The organism is Megasphaera intestinihominis, from assembly GCF_040096415.1.
In the GTDB taxonomy this organism is placed as follows: Bacteria; Bacillota; Negativicutes; order Veillonellales; family Megasphaeraceae; genus Megasphaera; species Megasphaera intestinihominis.
On sequence record NZ_JBBMEU010000018.1, the window covers coordinates 14,996 to 35,236 of the forward strand.

Annotated in this window: 16 protein-coding genes; all 16 read left to right on the top strand. The window is 58.0% G+C overall.

Annotation, left to right across the window (positions count from 1 at the left end; genetic code table 11):
* Window positions 1-29 precede the first annotated feature (29 nt).
* Window positions 30-659 (top strand): ECF transporter S component, encoded by a 630-nt coding sequence (locus tag WMO23_RS04390; RefSeq protein WP_020309891.1) that lies wholly within the window; start codon window positions 30-32, stop codon window positions 657-659.
* 270 nt (window positions 660-929) lie between these two features.
* The gene (locus WMO23_RS04395; protein WP_349173326.1) at window positions 930-1,970 is read left to right on the top strand and encodes a rod shape-determining protein; all 1,041 of its coding nucleotides are present in this window, start codon (window positions 930-932) and stop codon (window positions 1,968-1,970) included.
* A 2-nt stretch (window positions 1,971-1,972) separates the two neighbouring features.
* A complete protein-coding gene (mreC, locus tag WMO23_RS04400) occupies window positions 1,973-2,893 on the top strand; it encodes a rod shape-determining protein MreC (protein WP_020309889.1) in 921 nt (306 codons plus the stop codon).
* Complete coding sequence (gene mreD / locus WMO23_RS04405; protein WP_020309888.1) at window positions 2,890-3,399, top strand: rod shape-determining protein MreD; 510 nt, start codon at window positions 2,890-2,892, stop codon at window positions 3,397-3,399. The genes mreC and mreD overlap by 4 nt, the downstream gene beginning before the upstream one ends.
* Window positions 3,400-3,418: 19 nt before the next feature.
* Window positions 3,419-5,326, top strand: a complete 1,908-nt coding sequence (gene mrdA / locus WMO23_RS04410) for a penicillin-binding protein 2 (RefSeq protein ID WP_292261193.1) — start codon at window positions 3,419-3,421, stop codon at window positions 5,324-5,326.
* A 43-nt stretch (window positions 5,327-5,369) separates the two neighbouring features.
* Window positions 5,370-6,200, top strand: a complete 831-nt coding sequence (locus WMO23_RS04415) for an AAA family ATPase (RefSeq protein ID WP_020309886.1) — start codon at window positions 5,370-5,372, stop codon at window positions 6,198-6,200.
* Window positions 6,201-6,209: 9 nt separating this feature from the next.
* Entirely contained in the window at window positions 6,210-7,313 is a 1,104-nt protein-coding gene (rodA, locus tag WMO23_RS04420; RefSeq protein ID WP_298677025.1) for a rod shape-determining protein RodA, read from the top strand.
* Between the two features lie 36 nt (window positions 7,314-7,349).
* On the top strand, window positions 7,350-9,227 hold the full coding sequence (locus tag WMO23_RS04425; protein ID WP_020309884.1) for a TIGR03960 family B12-binding radical SAM protein: 1,878 nt from the start codon (window positions 7,350-7,352) through the stop codon (window positions 9,225-9,227).
* Window positions 9,202-9,912 carry a TIGR03936 family radical SAM-associated protein gene (locus WMO23_RS04430; protein ID WP_292261202.1) on the top strand — a complete coding sequence of 237 codons (711 nt, stop codon included), beginning with the start codon at window positions 9,202-9,204 and terminating at the stop codon, window positions 9,910-9,912. The genes WMO23_RS04425 and WMO23_RS04430 overlap by 26 nt, the downstream gene beginning before the upstream one ends.
* 2 nt (window positions 9,913-9,914) lie before the next feature.
* Window positions 9,915-10,610, top strand: coding sequence for a precorrin-2 C(20)-methyltransferase (cobI, locus tag WMO23_RS04435; RefSeq protein ID WP_239639553.1), 696 nt, complete (start codon window positions 9,915-9,917; stop codon window positions 10,608-10,610).
* 44 nt (window positions 10,611-10,654) lie between these two features.
* Window positions 10,655-12,094, top strand: a complete 1,440-nt coding sequence (locus WMO23_RS04440; protein ID WP_292105667.1) for an Rne/Rng family ribonuclease — start codon at window positions 10,655-10,657, stop codon at window positions 12,092-12,094.
* Window positions 12,095-12,161: 67 nt separating this feature from the next.
* Window positions 12,162-13,364: a lipase family protein gene (locus WMO23_RS04445; RefSeq protein ID WP_192814514.1), complete on the top strand. Its 1,203-nt coding sequence runs from the start codon at window positions 12,162-12,164 to the stop codon at window positions 13,362-13,364.
* A 108-nt stretch (window positions 13,365-13,472) separates the two neighbouring features.
* The gene (locus WMO23_RS04450) at window positions 13,473-15,947 is read left to right on the top strand and encodes an EAL domain-containing protein (protein WP_349173332.1); all 2,475 of its coding nucleotides are present in this window, start codon (window positions 13,473-13,475) and stop codon (window positions 15,945-15,947) included.
* Window positions 15,944-17,590, top strand: coding sequence for a sensor domain-containing diguanylate cyclase (locus WMO23_RS04455; protein ID WP_349173334.1), 1,647 nt, complete (start codon window positions 15,944-15,946; stop codon window positions 17,588-17,590). Before WMO23_RS04450 ends, WMO23_RS04455 begins: the two co-directional genes overlap by 4 nt.
* 311 nt (window positions 17,591-17,901) lie before the next feature.
* Window positions 17,902-19,248: a Trk system potassium transporter TrkA gene (gene trkA, locus WMO23_RS04460; RefSeq protein WP_020309876.1), complete on the top strand. Its 1,347-nt coding sequence runs from the start codon at window positions 17,902-17,904 to the stop codon at window positions 19,246-19,248.
* Between the two features lie 3 nt (window positions 19,249-19,251).
* Window positions 19,252-20,241: TrkH family potassium uptake protein (locus WMO23_RS04465; protein ID WP_349173336.1), on the top strand; the 990-nt coding region annotated here is incomplete at its 3' end.

A 20,241-nucleotide genomic window follows, 5' to 3' on the forward strand; every position in this document is an offset into this window, starting at 1 on the left:
TTGCGAAAGAGCGAGAACGGAGGAAAAACATGGAAAAACAGAATGTTGCTGGCGTCATGCCGGCAAGACGCACTTTTTTGTCGATTCGTCAGTTAACGGTTGCCGGTTTCTTATCGGCGATTACGATTTTTTTAGGCCTCACGGGCTATGGTTTCATCCCGCTGGTCATCATGAACGCGACGATCCTTCACATCCCGACTATCATCGGCAGCCTGACGGCAGGCCGCAAGGTCGGCATGATCGTCGGCTTCATGTTCGGTATCTTTTCCTTTATCCGGTCCTTGCAGGCACCGAGCGCGTTGCTGTTGTTTGCTGTACAGTATAACGTCGTTGCCGACGCCTTCATCTGTATCGTACCGCGTATCCTGATCGGCGTCATCGCCTTTGAATTGTACCGTCATCTGAAAATCCGCGAAGTATGGCGCATCGCCGTCACGGCGGTCTTGACGACGGTCTGTCACACGATTCTCTTCCTCGGTTCCTTTACGGCCATCGTCGGCGTCCCTTATGCCGAAGCACAGGGCATCCCCTTCATGAACGTCATCAACATCATGCTGGGCATCACGGCCGTCAATGGCATCCCGGAAGCCATCGTATCGGGCCTGATCATCACGCCGATCGTCATGGCCTTGCACCGCGCCGGATTGAAAGTCGCGTAAGAAGCGTGTGGTCGTTTCGGTTGTCATGCACATGTGGGTGTATCCCTGCTTGAAGTTTGATGTTTGAAGCGAGGGTTTTTAAATTAAAGACCATCCGCTAGCCACTAGCCACTAGCTGCTAACTACTTAAAAGGGTCTGTCGCACGTGCGACAGGCCTTTTTTTCATTCCATGAAATTAGTTAATGCGAAAAGGGGCGCAATGTGATAGAATATGGAATGATGACTGTTTTGTATAACAGAATATGCGAAAGAAATAGAAAGGATTTGTTATGGCTTCGATTTTTTCTCCATTAACTAAAAATATAGGGATTGATTTAGGGACGTCTACGACCCAGGTCTATGTGGAGGGCCGGGGCATCGTCCTGTCTGAACCGTCGGTCATGGCGACAGATGAACGGAACAGCAAGATGATTGCTGTCGGCCGGGCGGCAGAGGACTTATTGTCCCGGGCGCCGGAAACGGTGAAGCTCCATCGGCCTCTGGTCCACGGCGTCATCGCCGATTACAGTGTAACCCGGACGATGCTGGGCTATATCCTCAGCAAGTGCGTCCGCAGCGTCCAGCGCCTGCGCATCATGATCGGCGTGCCTTCGGCGGCGTCGAATGTCGAAAAACGGGCCGTCATGGAAGCCGTCTATCAGGCCGGCGCCAAGGAAGCCTTCCTCATCGAAACGGCGGCTGCTGCGGCTCTCGGCGTGAATCTGCCCGTCTATGATCCGGTCGGCAATATGGTCGTCGACATCGGCGGCGGTACGACCAATGTAGCCATGCTGTCCCTGGGCGGCATCGTCGTATCCAAGTCGCTCCATCTGGGCAGCCTCGATTTCAATGCGGCCATCAAAGATTACCTGCGCTATCAGTACGATATCGTCACTGACGACACGACGGTGGAAGAGATGAAAGTGACCAACGGCTCAGCTGTCCTGCCCCTGGAAGACCGGGGCTATTACTTCGTGGGCCGCGGCCTCGATGACGGCCTCCAGCGGGAAATGGCCATCAAATCGAGTGAGCTCTACCACGTCATCGGCAAGCCTCTCATCAAGATCCTCGACCTGGTCAAGGATGTCCTGCGGGAAACGCCGCCGGAACTGGCCGCAGACATTATGGAACATGGCATCGTCCTCACTGGCGGCGGGGCCAAGCTAAAGGGCATGGACCAGCTCTTCACCCAGGAACTGGGCGTGCCGGTCATGCTGGCTTCCGAGCCGGAACTGGCTGTCGCCAAGGGCACGGGCATTGCCGTCGCTGATCGTGATAAATTATCGGCCCTCATCGAAGGGGCACAGCGTATATATAGGAGGAGATTTTAAAATTGTTTTCGTTCGGTAAAAGAAGCGTCGTCTTCGTACTCATCTTATTCATCGTCATTGCGCTTGTCGGCTGGGCCTGGCGCCAGCGCGATTCCCTGCCGTTCATTACCAAGCCGCTGATGACGATCATGTCGCCTTTTGAATACGGTGCCAGCCGCGTCATGGATTCGCTGACCTCGAGCATCCACATCGTCGACGTCAGCTTGAAGAACCGCATTGAATGGGAATCGCTGGAAAAAGAAAATGCCGACCTCAAGAGCCGGACTGTCGACTACGATGAAGTCGTAGCCGAAAACGACCGCCTGCGGGCGCTCCTCAATTTCAAATCGACCCATAATCAGTACCAGCTTCTGGCTGGTTCGGTCATTTCCCGTGACTACGGCACGTGGACCAACACCATGATCATCGATGTCGGCAGCGGCGAAGGCGTCGAAAAAGACATGCCGGTCATCACGCCGAGTGGTGTCGTCGGCTTCATCAGCGACGTCTATCCGCATTCGTCCCGCGTCCAGCTCCTGACGGACCCGCGGACCAGCATCGGTGCCATCGTACAGCGTCCGGAATCGCGCGTTTCCTCTGTCGTCCGCGGCAACGGCAACGTGCCGACGGAACCGCAGTTCGTCAACATCGCCAAGGATGCGGATATCCTGGAAGGGGATACACTGGTCACATCGGGCTTCGGCTCCATCTATCCGAAGGGCCTGCCTATCGGCACCATCGTATCGATCCATCAGAATGAAAATGATTTCGTAAAATATGCCGTCATTCGTCCCAGCGTCGATTTCTCCAAACTGGAAGAAGTCTTCGTCATCTTGAAGTCGGCCGATACCGGGTCCTATGAAAAACCGGAAGTCACGCCGAAACTCGTACCTCAGACGAATCGCGACAAAGTAGAAGGAATTAAAGGAGCCGCGGCATTATGAAGAAACTGAACTGTGTCATGACAGCCTTCATCGTCTTTATTTTGCAGGCTGCCATCCTGCCTTTTATGTTTAACAGCGTGAGCCAGCCTAACCTCATCTTCGTCTTCGTCGTCCTCATGGCCCTCCATCACGGCCAGCGCATCGGCATCATCACGGCCCTCTTGGGCGGATTTTGTCAGGATGTCATTATCGGCAATTTCTTTGGCCTGCACCTGCTGGTCTATCTCATCGTAGCCCTCATCTGCAGCTACCTCGGCCGCGACATCGACAAGGACCAGTGGGTATTGACATTGCTCATCGTCCTCGGGGCGACCGAAGTCGGCCTGGTCCTGACCTGCGGGTTCCTCTTCCTGGCCGGCCAGTACATCAACATCGCCGCCTACTTGTTGGAATTCAGCATCCCTATGCTTGTTTATCACGGAATCCTGGCCCTGCCGGTGGATCACATCGTCTGGCATCTGCGCCGCGACGATGCCTTTTACGGGTTCCCGGGCTATCGCTGGTAAATAAAGGAGATTTAGTTACATGCTTGAAGCGTTATTGAAAAAGAAGAATCAAGATGGCCGTTTCCGCTACCTCTACTGGATCGTCATCGCGATTTTCGTCATCCTCATCAGCCGGCTGGTCTACTTGCAGCTCTTTGCCGGTGAATATTATTATACCCTGGCCGAAGGGAACCGCCTGCGGGCCATCCCCATTGCAGCCATGCGCGGTATCATGTACGACCGCAACGGCCAGATCCTCGTCGGCTCGCGGCCGAGCTTCATGGTGACCTACGTGCCGCCTAAGGACGGCATGAGCGACGAAGAACTGCAGAAACTGGCCGGCATCCTCAACATGCCGGAAGATAAGCTGCGGGAAAAGGTCCAGAAGGTCAAGAGCTCTTACGTGCCGACGGTCCTGGCCAATGACTTGACCCAGGATATCGTCACGAAAATCGAAGAACAGCGCAACGACCTGCCTGGCGTCTCCGTCGACGTCCAGCCGATCCGCTATTATCCGTACAAGATGATGGCCGCCCAGGTCTTTGGCTACGTCGGCCAGATCGATGAAGAAGACGCCAAGCGCCTGGAAGGCGTCGAAGGCGTATCCAACATCACCCAGATTGGCCGGGCCGGCCTGGAAGCCTATTACGATGACCTCCTGCGCGGCAAGGATGGCGGCCGTCAGGTCGAAGTCGACGCCGCCGGCAGTCCGGTCAAGGAAATGGAACGCAAGGACCCCGTAGCCGGTCACAATATGCACCTGACCATCGACCTCTACCTGCAGCAGGCTACGGAACGGGCCATGGACCGCCAGATCGCCAACGGCATCGGCACCCACGGCATCGCTGCCGTCGCCATCGACCCCAATACGGGCGCCGTCCTGGCCATGGCCAGCCGTCCGGCTTACGACCCGAACTGGTTTACCCGGGGCATTACGGAAAAAGAATGGTCCCTCATCAACGACAATCCCAATCACCCCATGGAAAACCGCGTCATTGCCGGCGAATATCCGCCGGGCTCTACGTTCAAGCTGATCACCGGTTCGGCAGCCCTGGAACTCAAGAAAGTCACGCCTGATGAAATGATCTTCGACAGTGGCCGCCACTGGCTGGTCGACATGCGCAACGCCGGCGGCGAAGCCCTGGGCTGGATCAATTTCGTCGAAGCCCTGGCTAAGTCCGATAACGTATACTTCTACGAAATGGGCCGCCGCGTCGGCATTGACGAACTGGCGAAATACGCCCGCATGTTCGGCATGGGCAAGAAGACGGGCATCGCCCTGCGCGGCGAAGCACCGGGCCTGGTCGCCAGTGCGGAATATAAGAAGAAGAATTTCCACGATGAATGGTACCTCGGTGATACGTTCAACTCGGCTATCGGCCAGGGGTTCCAGCTGGTTACGCCGCTCCAGGCAGCCATGATCGTCAGCGAAGTCGCTAACGGCGGCATCCAGTACCGGCCGTTCATCGTCAGCCGTATCGACAACCTCGACGGCACGCCGTATAAGATTTTTGCACCGGAACAGGTCGGCACCCTGTCCGTATCCAAATCGACGCTGGACCTGGTCCGCGAAGGGATGCGTAACGTTGCTGAAGAATCCGGTACAGCTGGTTCCCTGTTCGCCGGCTTCCCCATCCAGGTCGCTGGTAAGACAGGGACGGCGGAAAACTTCGGCGGTACGGACCATGGCTGGTTCGTCGCCTATGCGCCGTATGAACATCCGCGCATCGTCATCGCCGTCCTGACGGAACAGGGCGGTTTCGGGTCTCTGTCGTCCGGCCCGATTGTCCGTTCCATGCTGGAAGCCTACTTCCACGTCGGTGAATACGCCGAAGGCGCACCGAAGGATAAAGACAAGGACGGCAAAGAAAAGGACAACAAGGCCAATAAGAATGCGCAGGACGGGAAGGACAGCAGCCATCGCGATGGGGCTGAGTCTGACCGATAAGTCCTGATGACGGCCTTATCTCATCAGAAAGGAAAGTGATTTCATGTCCCAGCTCATCGCCATCGCCTCCGGTAAGGGAGGCGTCGGCAAGACCCTGATTACGGCGGCCTTGTCTGTCCTCCTGCAGCGCCGGGGCCACCGCGTCCTGGCGGCCGACGCCGACATGGGCCTGCGCAACCTCGACCTGCTCTTCGGTCTGGACGGGTCCATCCATTACGATGCCGCCCAGGCTGCGCGGGGGAAATGCCTGCCCGGCCAGGCTTTGCTGCCGGTCGTGCCGGGACTGGATTTCCTGCCGGCCAGCCAGAAGCGGACCTGGGAGCGGATCGACATCCCGTCGTATCAATATGTCCTGGAGTCCCTGTCCGGGTCCTATGACTATACCCTCATCGACTGCCCGCCCGGCCGCGACGGCGCCTATCAGGCGGCGACGGCCCTGGCCGATGAGATCCTGTTCGTCGTCGAACCGTCGCCGTCGTCCCTGCGCGATGCGGCTAAGGTCATGCAGTACGCGGCCCGGCAGAAGCGCTTTCACTACGACGTCATCCTCAATAATTTTTACGCTGACGGCGTCATCACGCCAGACGCAGCCAAAGCCCGTTTGCAGACCGGCCACGTCGCCGGTCTCTTGCCGCATGATGATGGCATCGACCGGGCTGCCGGGGAAGGGCGGATCACCTGTATGGCTGATTCCCTGCCTTTCTGTCAGGCCCTGTCGGCGACGGCAGACTGGCTGGAAACGGGGAAGGCCATCGAGGAAACGGCTCTGACGGCCCTCTTGCCGAAACACCAGGCCCAGGCCGAAGTCTTACCGGGCCTGTCGCTGCAGCGCCGCCGTCAGGAATGCCGGAATTGGCGCCACTATCGTCGATAGGAGAGAGAAATGTTTATTAAACGAGAATGGAAAAATTTAGATAAAGTCATGCTCATCGTGAGCTTCCTCATCGTCTGCATCAGCCTGTGCATCATCGGCAGTGCGACGCATATCAATAAAGGGGCCATCAACTACGACTTCGTCGCAAAACAGGGGGCGGCTTTTGTCGTCGACTTGATGATCATCCTCTTTTTCAGCCGCTTCGATTATGCGAAGCTGAAGAAATACGCCAAGCCCCTGTACATCATCAACCTGCTCATGCTGGTCGCCGTCATGTTCGTCGGTACGTCGGCCCTGGGCGCCCAGCGCTGGATCCAGCTCGGCCCAATCACGCTGCAGCCGTCGGAATTTTCCAAGCTCATCATGATCATCTGCACGGCATCGATCCTCAGCGACCGCGTAGGCCAGCTCAACACATGGCGCCAGGTCCTGCCCATCGGCCTCTACGTCGGGATTCCCTTCCTCCTGGTCTTGAAACAGCCTGACTTGGGGACGAGTCTCGTCTTCCTGGCCATTACCTTCGGCATGCTCTTCGTCGGCCGCATCAAGATGTCCCTCTTGCGCAACGTCTTCCTGGCCGGCGTCGTCCTGGCGCCCGTAGGCTGGCATTTCCTCAAGGATTACCAGAAGTCCCGTATTACGGTCTTCCTCAATCCCAATGCCGACCCCTTTGGCGCCGGCTATCATATCATCCAGTCGAAGATCGCCATCGGTTCGGGCATGCTCTTTGGCAAAGGCCTCTTCCAGGGGACCCAGAGCCAGCTGAACTTCCTGCCGGAAAACCATACGGACTTCATCTTTTCCGTCATCGGCGAAGAACTGGGCTTCCTCGGCTGCGTCTTCCTCTTGTTCCTGTACTTCATCCTCGTCTATCGCGGCCTCATGATCGCCAAGGACTGCAAGGACAGCTTCGGCATGATGCTGGCGACAGGCGTCGTTTCCATGTGGGCTTTCCAGATCCTGGTCAACGTCGGCATGACCTGCGGCATCATGCCGGTCACGGGGATCCCTCTGCCGTTCATGAGCTACGGCGTCAGCGCCTTGACGACCAATATGATGGGCCTGGGCCTCTTACTGAGTATTTACATGCGTCAGCAGACGATGATTTTTTAACCCGCCGTGAAGGAGGAAATTAATTTGTCACATCCCGTGGAGATCGATCCGATTTTACTGAGCAAAGTCAGCAAGCCGGCCCGCTACGTCGGCGGCGAATGGAACAGCGTCGTCAAGGACCACGATGCCGTCAAACTGACCGTTGCCTATTGTTTCCCTGACGTCTACGAAGTCGCCATGAGCCATCTGGGCCTGCGCATCCTCTATGCGCTCCTCAATGAACGGCCCGATGTGGCAGCCGAACGGGTCTACGCGCCCTGGCCGGATATGGAAGAAGTCATGCGCAGCCAGGGCTATCCGCTCTTTTCCCTGGAAACGAAGACGCCTGTGCGCGACTTCGATATGGTCGGCTTTACGCTCCAGTACGAAATGAGCTTTACCAACATCCTCAACATGCTCGATTTGGCCGGCATCCCGCTCTTTGCCAAAGACCGCGGCGACGACATGCCCCTGGTGGCAGCCGGCGGTCCCTGTGCCTACAACGCCGAACCCCTGGCCGATTACATCGACGTCTTTTTCCTGGGCGAATCGGAAGAATCGACGCAGGTCCTGGCCGATACGATCATCGCCTGGAAAGAGCAGGGAAAACCGGGCGGCAAGAAGGGCCTCTTGAAGCAGCTCTCCCAGCAGCCGGGCAACTACGTGCCGTCCTTCTATGAAGCCCAGTACGATGCAAAGGGCGACTTCCAGGGCCTGACCGTCACTGAACCGGGAGCGCCGGCAGAAATCGAGAAATGCGTCGTTTCCGATGTGGAACACGTCTTCTTCCCGACGAAACCGATCGTACCCAACATCGACATCGTCCACAACCGGGCCGTCCTGGAGCTCTTCCGCGGCTGCAGCCGCGGCTGCCGCTTCTGTCAGGCCGGCATGCTCTACCGGCCGGTCCGGGAAAAATCGCCGGAACACCTGGCCGACCTGGCCAAACAGATTATCGCCAATTCGGGCTACAATGAGATTTCCCTCATGAGCCTGAGCTCGGCCGATTATTCCTGCCTGCCCGAACTGGTCGACCAGCTCTTGGACGAATTCAAGGGCCAGAAAGTCAGCGTCAGCCTGCCGTCGCTGCGGGTCGACAGCTTTTCCGTCGATATCGCCAAGAAGGTCCAGCAGGTCCGCAAGAGCGGCCTGACCTTTGCGCCCGAAGCCGGGACCCAGCGCCTGCGCGATGTCATCAACAAGGGCGTTACGGAAGAAGATTTGCTGGCAGCCTGTGAAAATGCCTTTGAAAACGGCTGGTCCACGGTCAAGCTCTATTTCATGATGGGCTTGCCGACAGAAACGGACGAAGATCTGGCCGGTATCGCCGACCTGGCCTACAAGGTCCTCAATCTCTACCGCAAAGTGACCCACAAGAACAACGGCAAGGTCACGGTCTCCGTATCGAGCTTCGTACCCAAGTCGCACACGGCCTTCCAGTGGTTCGGCCAGCTGCCGATTGAAGAAATCGAACGGAAACAGCAGTACATCAAGGGTCTCATCAACGACAAACACATTTCCTACCATTACCACGATGCCAAGACGGGCCGCCTGGAAGCGACCTTCGCCCGCGGCGACCGCCGCATGGGCAAAGTCCTCTACGAAGCCTGGAAACTGGGCTGCAAGTTCGACGGCTGGACGGAAATGTTCGATTACGATATGTGGATGAAAGCCTTCGACCTGGCCGGCATCGACCCCGATTACTATGCCGCCCGGACGCGCAGCCTCGACGAAGCCCTGCCCTGGGACCATCTCAGCAACGGCGCCGCCAAGGCCTATTTGAAGCGCGAATGGCAGAAGGCCTCTCGAGCTGAACTGACTCACGACTGCCGCCGCCTGCCCTGTACGGGCTGCGGTGTCTGCCCGAATCTGGGCGTATCCATCATCGACAGAAAGGAAGGGGACGACCATGGAAAGACTACGTTTAGCTGTTAAGAAAGATGGGGCCCTGCAATTCCTGTCGCACCTGGATTTTGCCCGGGCCGTGCGCTACGTCATCATCCGGGCCAAACTGCCTATCTGTTATTCTGAAGGCTTCAATCCGCATATGAAGCTCAGCTTCGCCTCGGCCCTGGGCGTCGGTGTCTCGGCCGATGTGGAATACCTCGACATGGAACTGGCTGAAAAGCTGCCCGTCGCCGACGTCATGGCGCGCATGAACGCCATGTCGCCCCAGGGCTTTGCCGTCCTCGATGGCAAATACGTCGATGCCAAGGCACCGAAGCTGATGGCCATTGCCAATTACGCCGTCTATACCCTGCGCGGCCCGCTGACGGAAGACCTCAGCCAGGACGGACTCAACCAGATTTTGGCGAAATTCAATGACGCAGCCAGCGTCCTCTATGAAAAGGTGTCCCACAAGGGCAAGCACCGCGTGCGTACCATCGACGTCAAGCAGCACGTCGTCGAAGCCGTCCACGGCCATGTGAAGGACGGCAATGTCTATCTGACTGTCGGCATCTATCAGACCGGCGAAGGGGCCATCAAGCCGTCCCAGGTCTGGGAAATCCTGGGCAGCCAATTCGGCCTGCCCATCCACACGGACATGATGCTGGCCCGGCGGACGGGTATTTTCGTCCGCAAGGAAAACGGTCAGAAATATTCGTTATTTGAGGGATGATCATGAAAGGTACACTCTATTGCGTCGGCGTCGGCCCGGGCGACCCGGAACTGCTGACCCTGAAGGCGCTGAAAATCATCAGGACCTGTCCCGTCCTGGCCGTGCCCCAGAGCCGGACCGGCGTCGTCACGGCCCAGGGCATCCTCTTGAAGGCCCTGGACGGCTGTGGCGTTTCCTTAGAAGATAAAATGGTCATCGCCATGGATTTCCCCATGACCCGCGACGACCAGGTCCTCCAGGGAGCCCATGAGAAAGCGGCGCGCCGCCTGCAGGACGAACTCGACCAGGGCCGCGACGTCTGCCTCATCACCTTGGGCTGCCCGACGGTCTACGCGACCAGCATCTACGTCCACCGCCTCGTCCATGAGGCCGGCTACGACACGGAAATCGTGCCCGGCGTGCCCAGTTTCTGCGCCGTCGCCGCCAAGCTCCAGCAGCCGCTGTGCGAAAAGGATGAAGCCCTCATCGTCATCCCCGGAAACAATGCACACCGCAAAGAACTGCTGGCCCTGGAAGGCAGCAAGGTCATCATGAAGCCCTCGGGACGGCTGGCACCAATCCAGGAGGAACTGCGGGACCTGCAGCTCCTCGACAAGGCGTCGATGATCGAACGCTGCGGCCTGCCGGGAGAACGGGTCTATGAAAAAGCGGCTGACGCCAAAGAAACGGGTTATTTCGCCGTCTTGTTAGTGAAATAGCCTGTCTGCGATTACCAATTTGCCCGCACAGGAGGAATGAGAAGATGAAAACAATCGTAGGCAATGTCATGCCAGAAGAAACGCGCATGGCTATCCTGGAGGATGGTCGTCTTCGTGATTTCGCTGTCGAACGCAATGACGACATGCACATTGTCAACCATATCTATAAAGGGACGATTCAGAACATCCTGCCGTCCCTGCAGGCTGCCTTTGTCAACATCGGCCGCCGCAGGAACGCCTTCATCTATATGGGCGACATGTTCCCGCGGGCGGCGTCGAAGGAAGAAATCCAGCAGATGCACCTCTCCGTGGGCCAGTCCGTCCTGGTCCAGGTCATCAAGGACGAACAGGGCATGAAGGGGCCGAAAGTCACGGCCAATATCAGCCTGGCCGGCCGCTACGCCGTCCTCATGCCGACTGTCGATTACATCGGCGTGTCCAAGAAAATCCGCGATGAAGAAGAACGCAACCGCCTGCGCCGCATCGTATCGGAAATCAAGCCCGACGGCATGGGCCTCATCATCCGGACCGTCGCCAAGGGCGTTTCCCGGGAAGAGCTCCTCAAGGACCTGCAGTATCTCCTGGGGACGTGGGACAGCATCCTCCAGCGGTATAAGCGGTCCCGCAAGCCGACCCTCTTATACCGCGAAGCCGACCTGGTCATGCGCATGATCCGCGACCATTTCACGGCCGACGTCAAACAAGTCGTCGTCGACAGCCGCGAAGCTTATGAACGCATCTGCCAGGTCTTTCCCGACCCGGCCTGGCGCAGCCGCGTCCGCCTCTACGAAGGGACGGTGCCCATCTTTGAACAGTACGCCATCGAAGAGAGCCTGACCCACCTCATGTCGCGCATCGTGCCCCTGCCGTCAGGGGGCAATCTGGTCATCGACCACACGGAAGCCCTGACGGTCATCGACGTCAACAGCAGCAAGTACACCGGTAACGGTTCGACCCTGCAGGACACGATTTTCCACGTCAACAAGGAAGCGGCCGTGGAAATCGCCCGCCAGCTGCGCCTGCGCGATATTGGCGGCATCATCATCATCGATTTCATCGACATGGCCCAGCCGACGAAACGCGACGAAATCCTCCAGATCCTGACCCGGGAAACGGCGCAGGACTGCACCAAGACCCGCGTCTTGGGCATGACGGCCCTGAACCTGGTGGAAATCACCCGCAAGAAGGCCCGCCAGAGCCTGTACCAGGTCCAGTTCAGCCCGTGTGACGTCTGCGGCGGTTCAGGCTACCTCTATTCGCCGGAAACCGTGGCCATCCAGATCATCCGCCGCCTGCGCCATATGGTCCAGGTCCGCCACATCAAAGGGGATATCCTCATCGAAGCCCATCCCGACGTCCTGGCCCTGCTCAAGGACAAGAAGCGCAAAGCCGAATGGGAACGGGAGCTGAAGCGGACTCTCTATTTTGAAGAATCACACCATCCGAACCGGGAAGTCTTTTCCATTTTGTCCTACGAGCCCTGATGGGCTGGAAAGGGGAAAGCCTATGTTCACTTCTTGTTACAAAGCTGTTTTCACGTGCCTTTTTTGCGTGACAACAGCTTTTTCTGTCTTTGCCGATTCGCCGCGCGCCGCTTATGAACAGGCCCGGCAGGAAGCCCTCTGTGCCTGGATGGCCATGGCTTCTTACGGCGACAGGCCCGGTCTGGCAGCCCGTCAGGAGCTGGTGCGCCGGGGCTGGCACATCGACAGCCAGGTCCAGAAGGATGATAAATCGGAAGCCAAGTTCCACCTGGCCCGGAAAGGGGACGATACGCTCCTGGCCGTGACCGGAACGGCCAGCCTGGCCGACATCAAGTCCGATTTGAACCTCCATTCCGTCGCCTACGGCGGCACGGCCGGGAAGACCGCTAGAAAGGACGGCGTCCGCCGCGTCCATGCCGGCTTTGACCACTACACGACGACCCTTCTGGCAGCGCCCTATGGCGGCCAGACCGTAGGCCAGGTGCTGGCTGCCGATGCCCATGCACCGAAACGGCTGACCTTGACCGGTCACAGCCTGGGCGGAGCCGTCGCCGTCCTGGCGGCGGCCCGCCTGGCCGACCAGGGTGCGTCGCAGCTCCAGGTCGTGACCTTCGGCGCTCCGGCTGTCGGCAATGACGCCTTTAATGAGGCTTACGGCCGGCGCATCCGGCTGGACCGCATCGTCATGGAGGGCGATCCCGTAGAAAAGGCCGTACAGGCCGTTTCCCGCACGTATGAACAGTTCCCGGACAAGACGGTCTGGCAGGCAGCGCCGACGACGCGCCGCTTTGCCCATGATATAGCCGGATATGCCGACACCGCTCTGCGCCGTTATTACGATGCCAAGACGGCTTATGAAACCTATCTGGGCCATGCTGTGCCAGACGATGGCGGCCGGCCTTTCGGCTCACCGGTCTGGGTCCCGCCCTTGTCCCTGACCCTCGACGAGGCCCTGCAGGCCGATACGCCCTATCTGGAACGGGCTGCCGACGACCAGCTCGGCTACCGCCTGCATCCTGTCTTTGCCCGCAGGGAACAGTCCCTGGGAGAAGCCCTGCGCCAGGCCCGGCAGAACGGCTGCAGCGAGGTCCTGCTCCGCCAGTTCCAGGCGCGGCGCCTCAAGGGAAAAGAATATGACTTTGCCCTCACGTATGACGAAATATGGTACGATGCCCGGACCGGCCTGGTGCGGACGGCCGTGTCCCGCACGACCGATACGGGCAAGATGACACCCATTGAAGCCCTGCTGGCTCTGGCCGGTGCCGACTAGGCGCTTGTACTCCTGTCAGGCTTGTAATATAATGAAATAGAAATATATACAGAAATATACGGATGGTATATACGAAATATAAAATATATTACGACGGGAGATGGACGCATGGAACATCAAATGAACGGGAAGGACCAGGCCGCTTTGACGGCCTGCATCCCCCAGAGCCTGGCCGGGGGAATCTTTATTTATAAAGCCGATGAAGGGGAAACACTGCTCTATGCCAGTGACTATGTCATCGGCTTTTTGGGCTGCGCTTCTTACGAAGAACTGGCCGACTACGTCCATCACAGCTTCCGCGGCATGGTCGACCTGCGGGACCGGGAACTGGTAGAACAGAATATCCGCCAGCAGACGGCGAGCGACGTCTGCCAGACCAGTTATGCCCGCTACCGCGTCATCGCCTGTGACGGTACCGTACGCTATGCAGAACACTTCAGCCGCAAAGTCACCCTGCCCGGCGTGGGTGAGGTCTATTACGTCTTTATCGCCGATTACGACCGCAAATACCTGACCAGCGACATCGACAACATGACCGGCCTGCCCGGGAACCGGCGCTTCCTCCAGTATGTCCGGGACCTCATGGAATCCGGTCAGTTCCTGTCGGGATACTGCCTGGTCTATTTCAACGTCATCAACTTCAAGCTCGTCAATATCCGCTATGGCGTCGCCGTCGGCGATGACTGCCTGAAAGGCCTGGCCACCATGATTCGGGAAACCTTCCCGCAGGGCTTCTTGTCGCGTCGCCGCAATGACCACTTCCAGCTGCTCACGCCAGAAGGATCTGTGCGGGAAAAGCTGGAAACACTTCATGAATCCATCTGCCAGGTCTATCGCAAGTACCAGCTGGAAATCAAGGCCGGCGTCTACCATTTTCCTGAAAATCAGGTCGTCGACCCGGCTCTGGCCGTGGATTATGCCAAAATCGCCTGCCAGCACATCCGCGATGAAGTGGGCGTCTCCGTCTTGGAATATACCCAGGACCTGCAGAAGCTGATTACGGTCAACAACTACATTGCCGGACACTGTGATGACGCTATTGAGCACGGCTGGATCCAGGTCTATTATCAGCCTGTCATCCGCACCCTGACCGGTGCCGTCTGCGGCATGGAAGCCCTGGCCCGCTGGAATGACCCCGTCGTCGGCTTCCTGTCGCCGGCCCGCTTCATTCCCATCCTGGAAAAGAACCACGACATCTATAAACTCGACTGCTACATCCTGCGCCAGACCTGCCAGGCCCTGCGCCGCCGCCTGGATCAGCAGCTTCCCGTCGTCCCGGTATCCTTCAATTTGTCGCGTCTGGACTTTTTCCTCTGCGACATCTTCCAGGTCGTCGAAGATACGGTCCGGACATATGGCCTGCCGCGGGACCTCATCCATCTGGAAATCACGGAGACCATGCTGGTCCACGATAAAGAAGTCATCAAAGAGGCCCTGGGACGCTTCCTCCAGGCTGGCTACCAAATTCTCATGGACGATTTTGGCAGCGGCTATTCGTCGCTCAACGTCCTCAAGGATTATGACTTCAATATCATCAAGCTGGATACGCATTTCCTCTCGTCGTCGACGGACAAGGCCCGTTCCATCATCGGCAATACCGTCGACATGATCAAGGAAATCGGCAGCCAGAGCCTGGCCGAAGGCGTAGAGACGCAGAAACACGTCGATTTCCTGGCCTCTGTAGGCTGCGAGAAGCTCCAGGGCTATTTCTTCAGTAAGCCCATGCTCTGGAACGATTTATTTTCCTATCTGGAAGGCCAGTACCGGTCTTTCGAAGATGCGGCCAGCCGAGCTTATTACGAGAAAACCAGCGCCGCCATCCGCCGGACCCATCAGTCCCTGGCCCTAGTCGAATACGACGGCCAAGCATTCCATCACGTCTATCTCAATCAGGCCTATCGGGATCAGCTGGCCAGTTTCGGCCGCATTACGGCCCTCAGTGCCGAACTGCGCATCAACCGGCCTGGAACGCGGCTTTATGCCCATTTCCGGGACCTCATGGAAGGCCTCAAGCAGAGCGGTCATTTGGAAACGCTCTTCCAGTCGGAAAAGGGCTACTACGTCCAGCTCACGGCGGAACTCGTTGCCTCCATGCCGTCGTGCTGGATGCTGACCGTGTCCCTGCACAACCTGACCCTGGACGAACACATCCAGGAGCAGGAGGCGCTGAACGTCCACATTCATGAGCTCTACCGCCTGTACGATGTCATCTACCTCATCGACTTGGACAAATCAGCCGGGATCCCCTTGTTCTCGCGCCATGCCGTAGCCGGGGAACTCATGGAGAAATGCCTCTTCATGCGCCAGTTCCTTCAGCACTATGCCCGGAGCTGTATCCATCCCGATGACTGCCAGCGCTTCCTGGATTTCACCGATTATACGGCGCTCAAAAGGAAATTATCCCAAGGGGACCAGTCGGATTGCTTCCGCTTCCGCCAGAAAGGAGCGGATGCAGGCTATACGTGGAAAGAGGTCACGTACATCGCCGTTCCCCGGAGCGGTCGGAAATTGGCCCTGGCCTGTGTGCGGCCGGCGCTCTGCTGCCCGGCCTGTCAGCTGCATAAAGGAGGGACCCTTTCATGATGCAAACTATACGGTCCCGCTTTTTGACCGTCATCTGCGGCGTCTCCCTGACGCTGACCCTGGTCTTCGGCAGCCTCTGCGTCTTCCTCGTCGACCGCAGCGAGACGGAAATCGCCGCCAAGACCCTCACTGGCCGGGCCATCCACGCCAGTACGACACTGAATCCAATTTTCATGCAGTCCGAAGACATCGTCCACTATATCGGCCATACCATCGAGCATGAAGTCAAAAATCCCCAGGACTTGCGTAATAAAGCCAACCGCGACCGGCTGGAAGCCATGATTAGCCGGTCTTTTTATAATGCTGTATCCGGCATCGACGGCGTCCAGGGCTATTACCTCCATTACAATGAAGACCTGGCCGGCGGGCCGGACGGCTTCTGGTATACCCGCAAAGATGCGCGTCATGATTTTGTGTCCCAGCCCATTACCTCCGTCGAGGCGTACGGGGAAGCCGACGCGGGCCGGACGAACTGGTATTATCAGCTCTTGCGTGAGAAGAGGGCCTTGTGGACGACACCTTACGTCAATGACAATAATGGTGTCCGCATAATCAGCTACGTCATGCCCGTCTACGTCCAAGGCCAGTTCGTCGCCGTCGTCGGCGTCGATATCGACTTCAACATGCTCTGCGACCTCATCGGCAGCATGAAGGTCTATGACAGCGGATACGGCTTCCTCTTCAAGGACTGGCAGACTTTTTATTTCCATCCCGATGGCAGGGAGGTGGCCTACGAGTTCAAGCCGCGCTTCGATATCGTCAGCCACGGAGAGCTGCTGGAGCAGTCAGCGACGGATACCCATTTGATCCATTACTATCTGGGCATTCCCATGGCCATGGGCTTTGCGACCTTGAAGAATGGCATGAAACTGGGCGTGACGGCACCGGAACGGGAAATCTATGCCGGCCGCCAGCTCATGACCTTCGGGATCCTGGCTGTGACCGTCGTCATCGGCCTGTTGTCGACGCTCCTGGCTATCCGGGCGGCGAACCGTATCGTCCGGCCCCTGCATGACATCAGTGAAGCCGCCCGCCGCCTGGGCCGCGGCGAATATGACCAGCCTCTGGACAGTACAGCTCAAGATGAAATCGGGCGGCTTGCAGGCCATATGAACGATACGATGGAACGGATGCGCAAATACGTCGGCGCCATGCAGAAACAGGCCTATCAGGATGAACTGACGGCCGTCAAGAACGTCGCCGCCTACAACAGGAAGGTCTACGACCTCAACCAGAAAATCGCCGCCGGCCAGGCTGCCTTTGCCGTGGTCATGGTCGACTTGAACCAGCTCAAGGACGTCAACGACCGTTTTGGCCACGAAAAGGGGAACATCGCCTTACAGCGCCTGTGCCAGGCCGTCTGCCGCATCTATAAGCACAGCCCGGTCTACCGCATCGGCGGCGACGAATTCGTCGTCATCCTCGAAGGCGAGGACTATGCTCATCGGGACGCCTTATTCGAGAAAGTCCGTGCCTTTGAACACATCCGCGACCTGAGTGCCGCTCAGCCGTGGACGCAACTCGCCGCTTCCGTAGGCATGGCCGTCTACGACAAGACACGCGACACGGCCTACCGGGCCGTCTTCAATCGGGCCGACACCAAGATGTACGAACAGAAGCAGCACCTGGCGCCGCGGGCCTGAGGGTGAGTGTTGGCTGGCTCGGGGCAAAGGGGAGAGGGCTGCCAGATCATCGCCTTGGCGGCGAAAAGGAAAGATGTACAAAAAGGACAAAATGTGATACTATTTGTAGGGGCTGGAACATGGTGGTTTGTGCCGTCATGTGGAGCCCTTTGTCTTCAAAAGTTGTAGTATAGCGTTTGTAGTTTGTAGAGGATGGGTTTTAATTTTTAGTCATTCACTACAAACTAAAAACTGCAAACTTAAAGTATAAAAAGAGGCTGTCTTCGTGTGGCAGCCTCCTTTCTATTTCGACTTACAAGGAGGTCTTTCCTTTGCGTATCGTTGTCGTAGGCGCCGGCAAGCTGGGGTACAGTATTGCCGAGCTCTTATCGAATGAACAATTCGACGTCGTCGTCGTCGATCATAATGAAGAACGGCTGGAAGTCGTCAAGAATAATCTCGATGTATTGACCGTCCTGGCCAACGGGGCCAGCCCGATTACCATGAACGATCCCGATATCCGCGGTGCCGATATCCTCGTCGCCTGTACGGCTGTCGATGAAGTCAATATGGTCGCCTGTATCATGGCCAAGAAACACGGCATCAAGTACACGGCGGCCCGCATCCGGGACATGCAGTTCCTGTCGGAAGCCAAGGATTATCTGAAGCAGAATTTCGACATCGACCTCATGCTCAATCCGGAAATGATCACGGCCCGTGAAATCAACCGCATCCTCATGACGCCGGCCGCCCTCAACGTCGAAGACTTCGCCAACGGCAAGGTCCGGCTCTTTGAAACCAAGGTCCGCCGCCATTCGCCGCTCATCAACATCCCCTTTAAGGATATGAACATGCCGCCGTCCATCCTGGCCGGCATGATTTTCCGCGATCACCGCATGATCATCCCTCATGGTGATGACTGCCTGTTCCCGCACGACAATGCGTATTTCATCGGCGACCCCAAGGCCATCGAGAAATTCAGTGAGAACTTCGTCCCCAGCGACACGAAGATGGTCGAACGGGTCATCATCATCGGCGCCGGCCGGTCCGGCCGTTTTTTGGCCCCCATGCTCGACAAGGAAGGCATCAAGGTCAAGATTTTCGATAAAGACCGCGAACGCTGCCGCCAGGTGGCAGAACTCCTGGACAACGGCCTGGCCATTTGCGGCGACGGCACGGACATCGACCTCCTGGAACAGGAAGGCATTGCCGATGCCGACGTCGTCATCTGCCTGACCGATGACGACCGCCTGAACCTCATGCTGGCCCTCATCGCCAAGCACTTGGGCGCCAAGAAGACCATCGTCCGCGTGTCGCGCATCGAATACGGCGACCTCATGGAAAAGGTCGGCGTCGATATCGTCTTGTCGACACGCCTCTTGTCGGCCAGCGAAGTCCTGGCCTTTGCCCGCCGCGGCGGTGTCGTCTCCGTGTCCCTCCTGGAAGGGGCCAAGGCTGAAGCCGTGGAAGTCATCGTCCAGGACGGGGCTCCCGTAGCCGGAAAGCGCCTCATGGATGTCCGCCTGCCCAAGGAATGTCTGGTCTGCGCCTATGTCCGTGACGGCGAAGCCTATATCCCGAACGGCCAGTCCGTCCTCATGGCCGGCGACCGGATCATCCTCTTCATCCAGACGGAATATTCCAAGAAGGTCATGAAGTACTTCAAAGGCAGGGAATAGACCATGAACCGCAGTATCGTCTTTTATCTCGTCAGCCGCCTGGCCCTGATCAACGGTCTGGCGCTGCTCATCCCTCTGCTGTCCGCCTTGTGGTGGGGTGAAGCGGGCCTGGTCTATTTTGCCCCGGCCCTGGCCGCCGCCTTGCTTGCAGCGGCGTTCTGCCGTTACCGCGGCCGCCATCACAAACGCCACCTGGGACCGGGGGAGGGGGCCTGGTACATGGTATCGGCCTGGTTCCTCCTGGGCCTTTTGGGTATGATTCCCTACGTCATGGCCGGCACTTTCGCATCGCCTGTCGACGCCTTCTTTGAAAGCGTCTCGGCTTTTACGACGACTGGGACGTCGTGCCTGGCTGACGGCGGGGCCGGCCTGCCGCAGTCGCTCTTGTTGTGGCACAGCCTCATGGAATGGCTCGGCGGCCTCAACTTCATCCTCCTCCTGGTATCGGTCATGCCCCAGGTCAGCGGCTGTTTCGGCCTGACCTTGTCCGTCCATCAGAGCGTATCCTTCAGCCCCATGGTGGCCCGCATGCAGGAAGCGGCCCGCCAGGCCGGTCTCATCTACCTGGCCATTACGGCCTTTTCCATGGTCCTCTACGTCCTGGCCGGCCTGCCTTTGGGCATGGCCGTCAATCAGGGCCTCATGACCATGTCCACCAGCGGCGGCGATTCGCTCTTCGATTTTTCTCAATATGACAGCCTGGCCCTGGAAGCGGCCGGAGCTGTATCCATGCTCCTGGCCAGCGGCAATTTCCTCCTCTACTGGAAGAGCTGGGAACGGCGCGACTTCAAGAGCCTTTTCTGCGATGCCGAATGGCGGACCTTTTTGACCGTCGTCGTCGTCACGGGCTGCCTCGTATCCTTCCATTTGTGGCGTTTCGGCGTCTACGACGGCTGGGATAACCTGCGCTACGGCTTTTTCCAGGTCCTGTCCTTCATCAGCACCAGCGGTTTTTCGTCAGCCGCCTACAGCACCTGGCCGGAATTCGACAAG

Bases quoted from the DNA above. Each gene is read 5' to 3' on its own strand.
- WMO23_RS04450 (WP_349173332.1), top strand. From the start codon at position 13,473: ATGGAACATCAAATGAACGGGAAGGACCAGGCCGCTTTGACGGCCTGC.
- cobI (WP_239639553.1), top strand. From the start codon at position 9,915: ATGAAAGGTACACTCTATTGCGTCGGCGTCGGCCCGGGCGACCCGGAA.
- WMO23_RS04455 (WP_349173334.1), top strand. From the start codon at position 15,944: ATGATGCAAACTATACGGTCCCGCTTTTTGACCGTCATCTGCGGCGTC.
- mrdA (WP_292261193.1), top strand. From the start codon at position 3,419: ATGCTTGAAGCGTTATTGAAAAAGAAGAATCAAGATGGCCGTTTCCGC.
- WMO23_RS04440 (WP_292105667.1), top strand. From the start codon at position 10,655: ATGAAAACAATCGTAGGCAATGTCATGCCAGAAGAAACGCGCATGGCT.
- WMO23_RS04430 (WP_292261202.1), top strand. From the start codon at position 9,202: ATGGAAAGACTACGTTTAGCTGTTAAGAAAGATGGGGCCCTGCAATTC.
- WMO23_RS04395 (WP_349173326.1), top strand. From the start codon at position 930: ATGGCTTCGATTTTTTCTCCATTAACTAAAAATATAGGGATTGATTTA.
- WMO23_RS04390 (WP_020309891.1), top strand. From the start codon at position 30: ATGGAAAAACAGAATGTTGCTGGCGTCATGCCGGCAAGACGCACTTTT.
- mreD (WP_020309888.1), top strand. From the start codon at position 2,890: ATGAAGAAACTGAACTGTGTCATGACAGCCTTCATCGTCTTTATTTTG.
- rodA (WP_298677025.1), top strand. From the start codon at position 6,210: ATGTTTATTAAACGAGAATGGAAAAATTTAGATAAAGTCATGCTCATC.
- WMO23_RS04415 (WP_020309886.1), top strand. From the start codon at position 5,370: ATGTCCCAGCTCATCGCCATCGCCTCCGGTAAGGGAGGCGTCGGCAAG.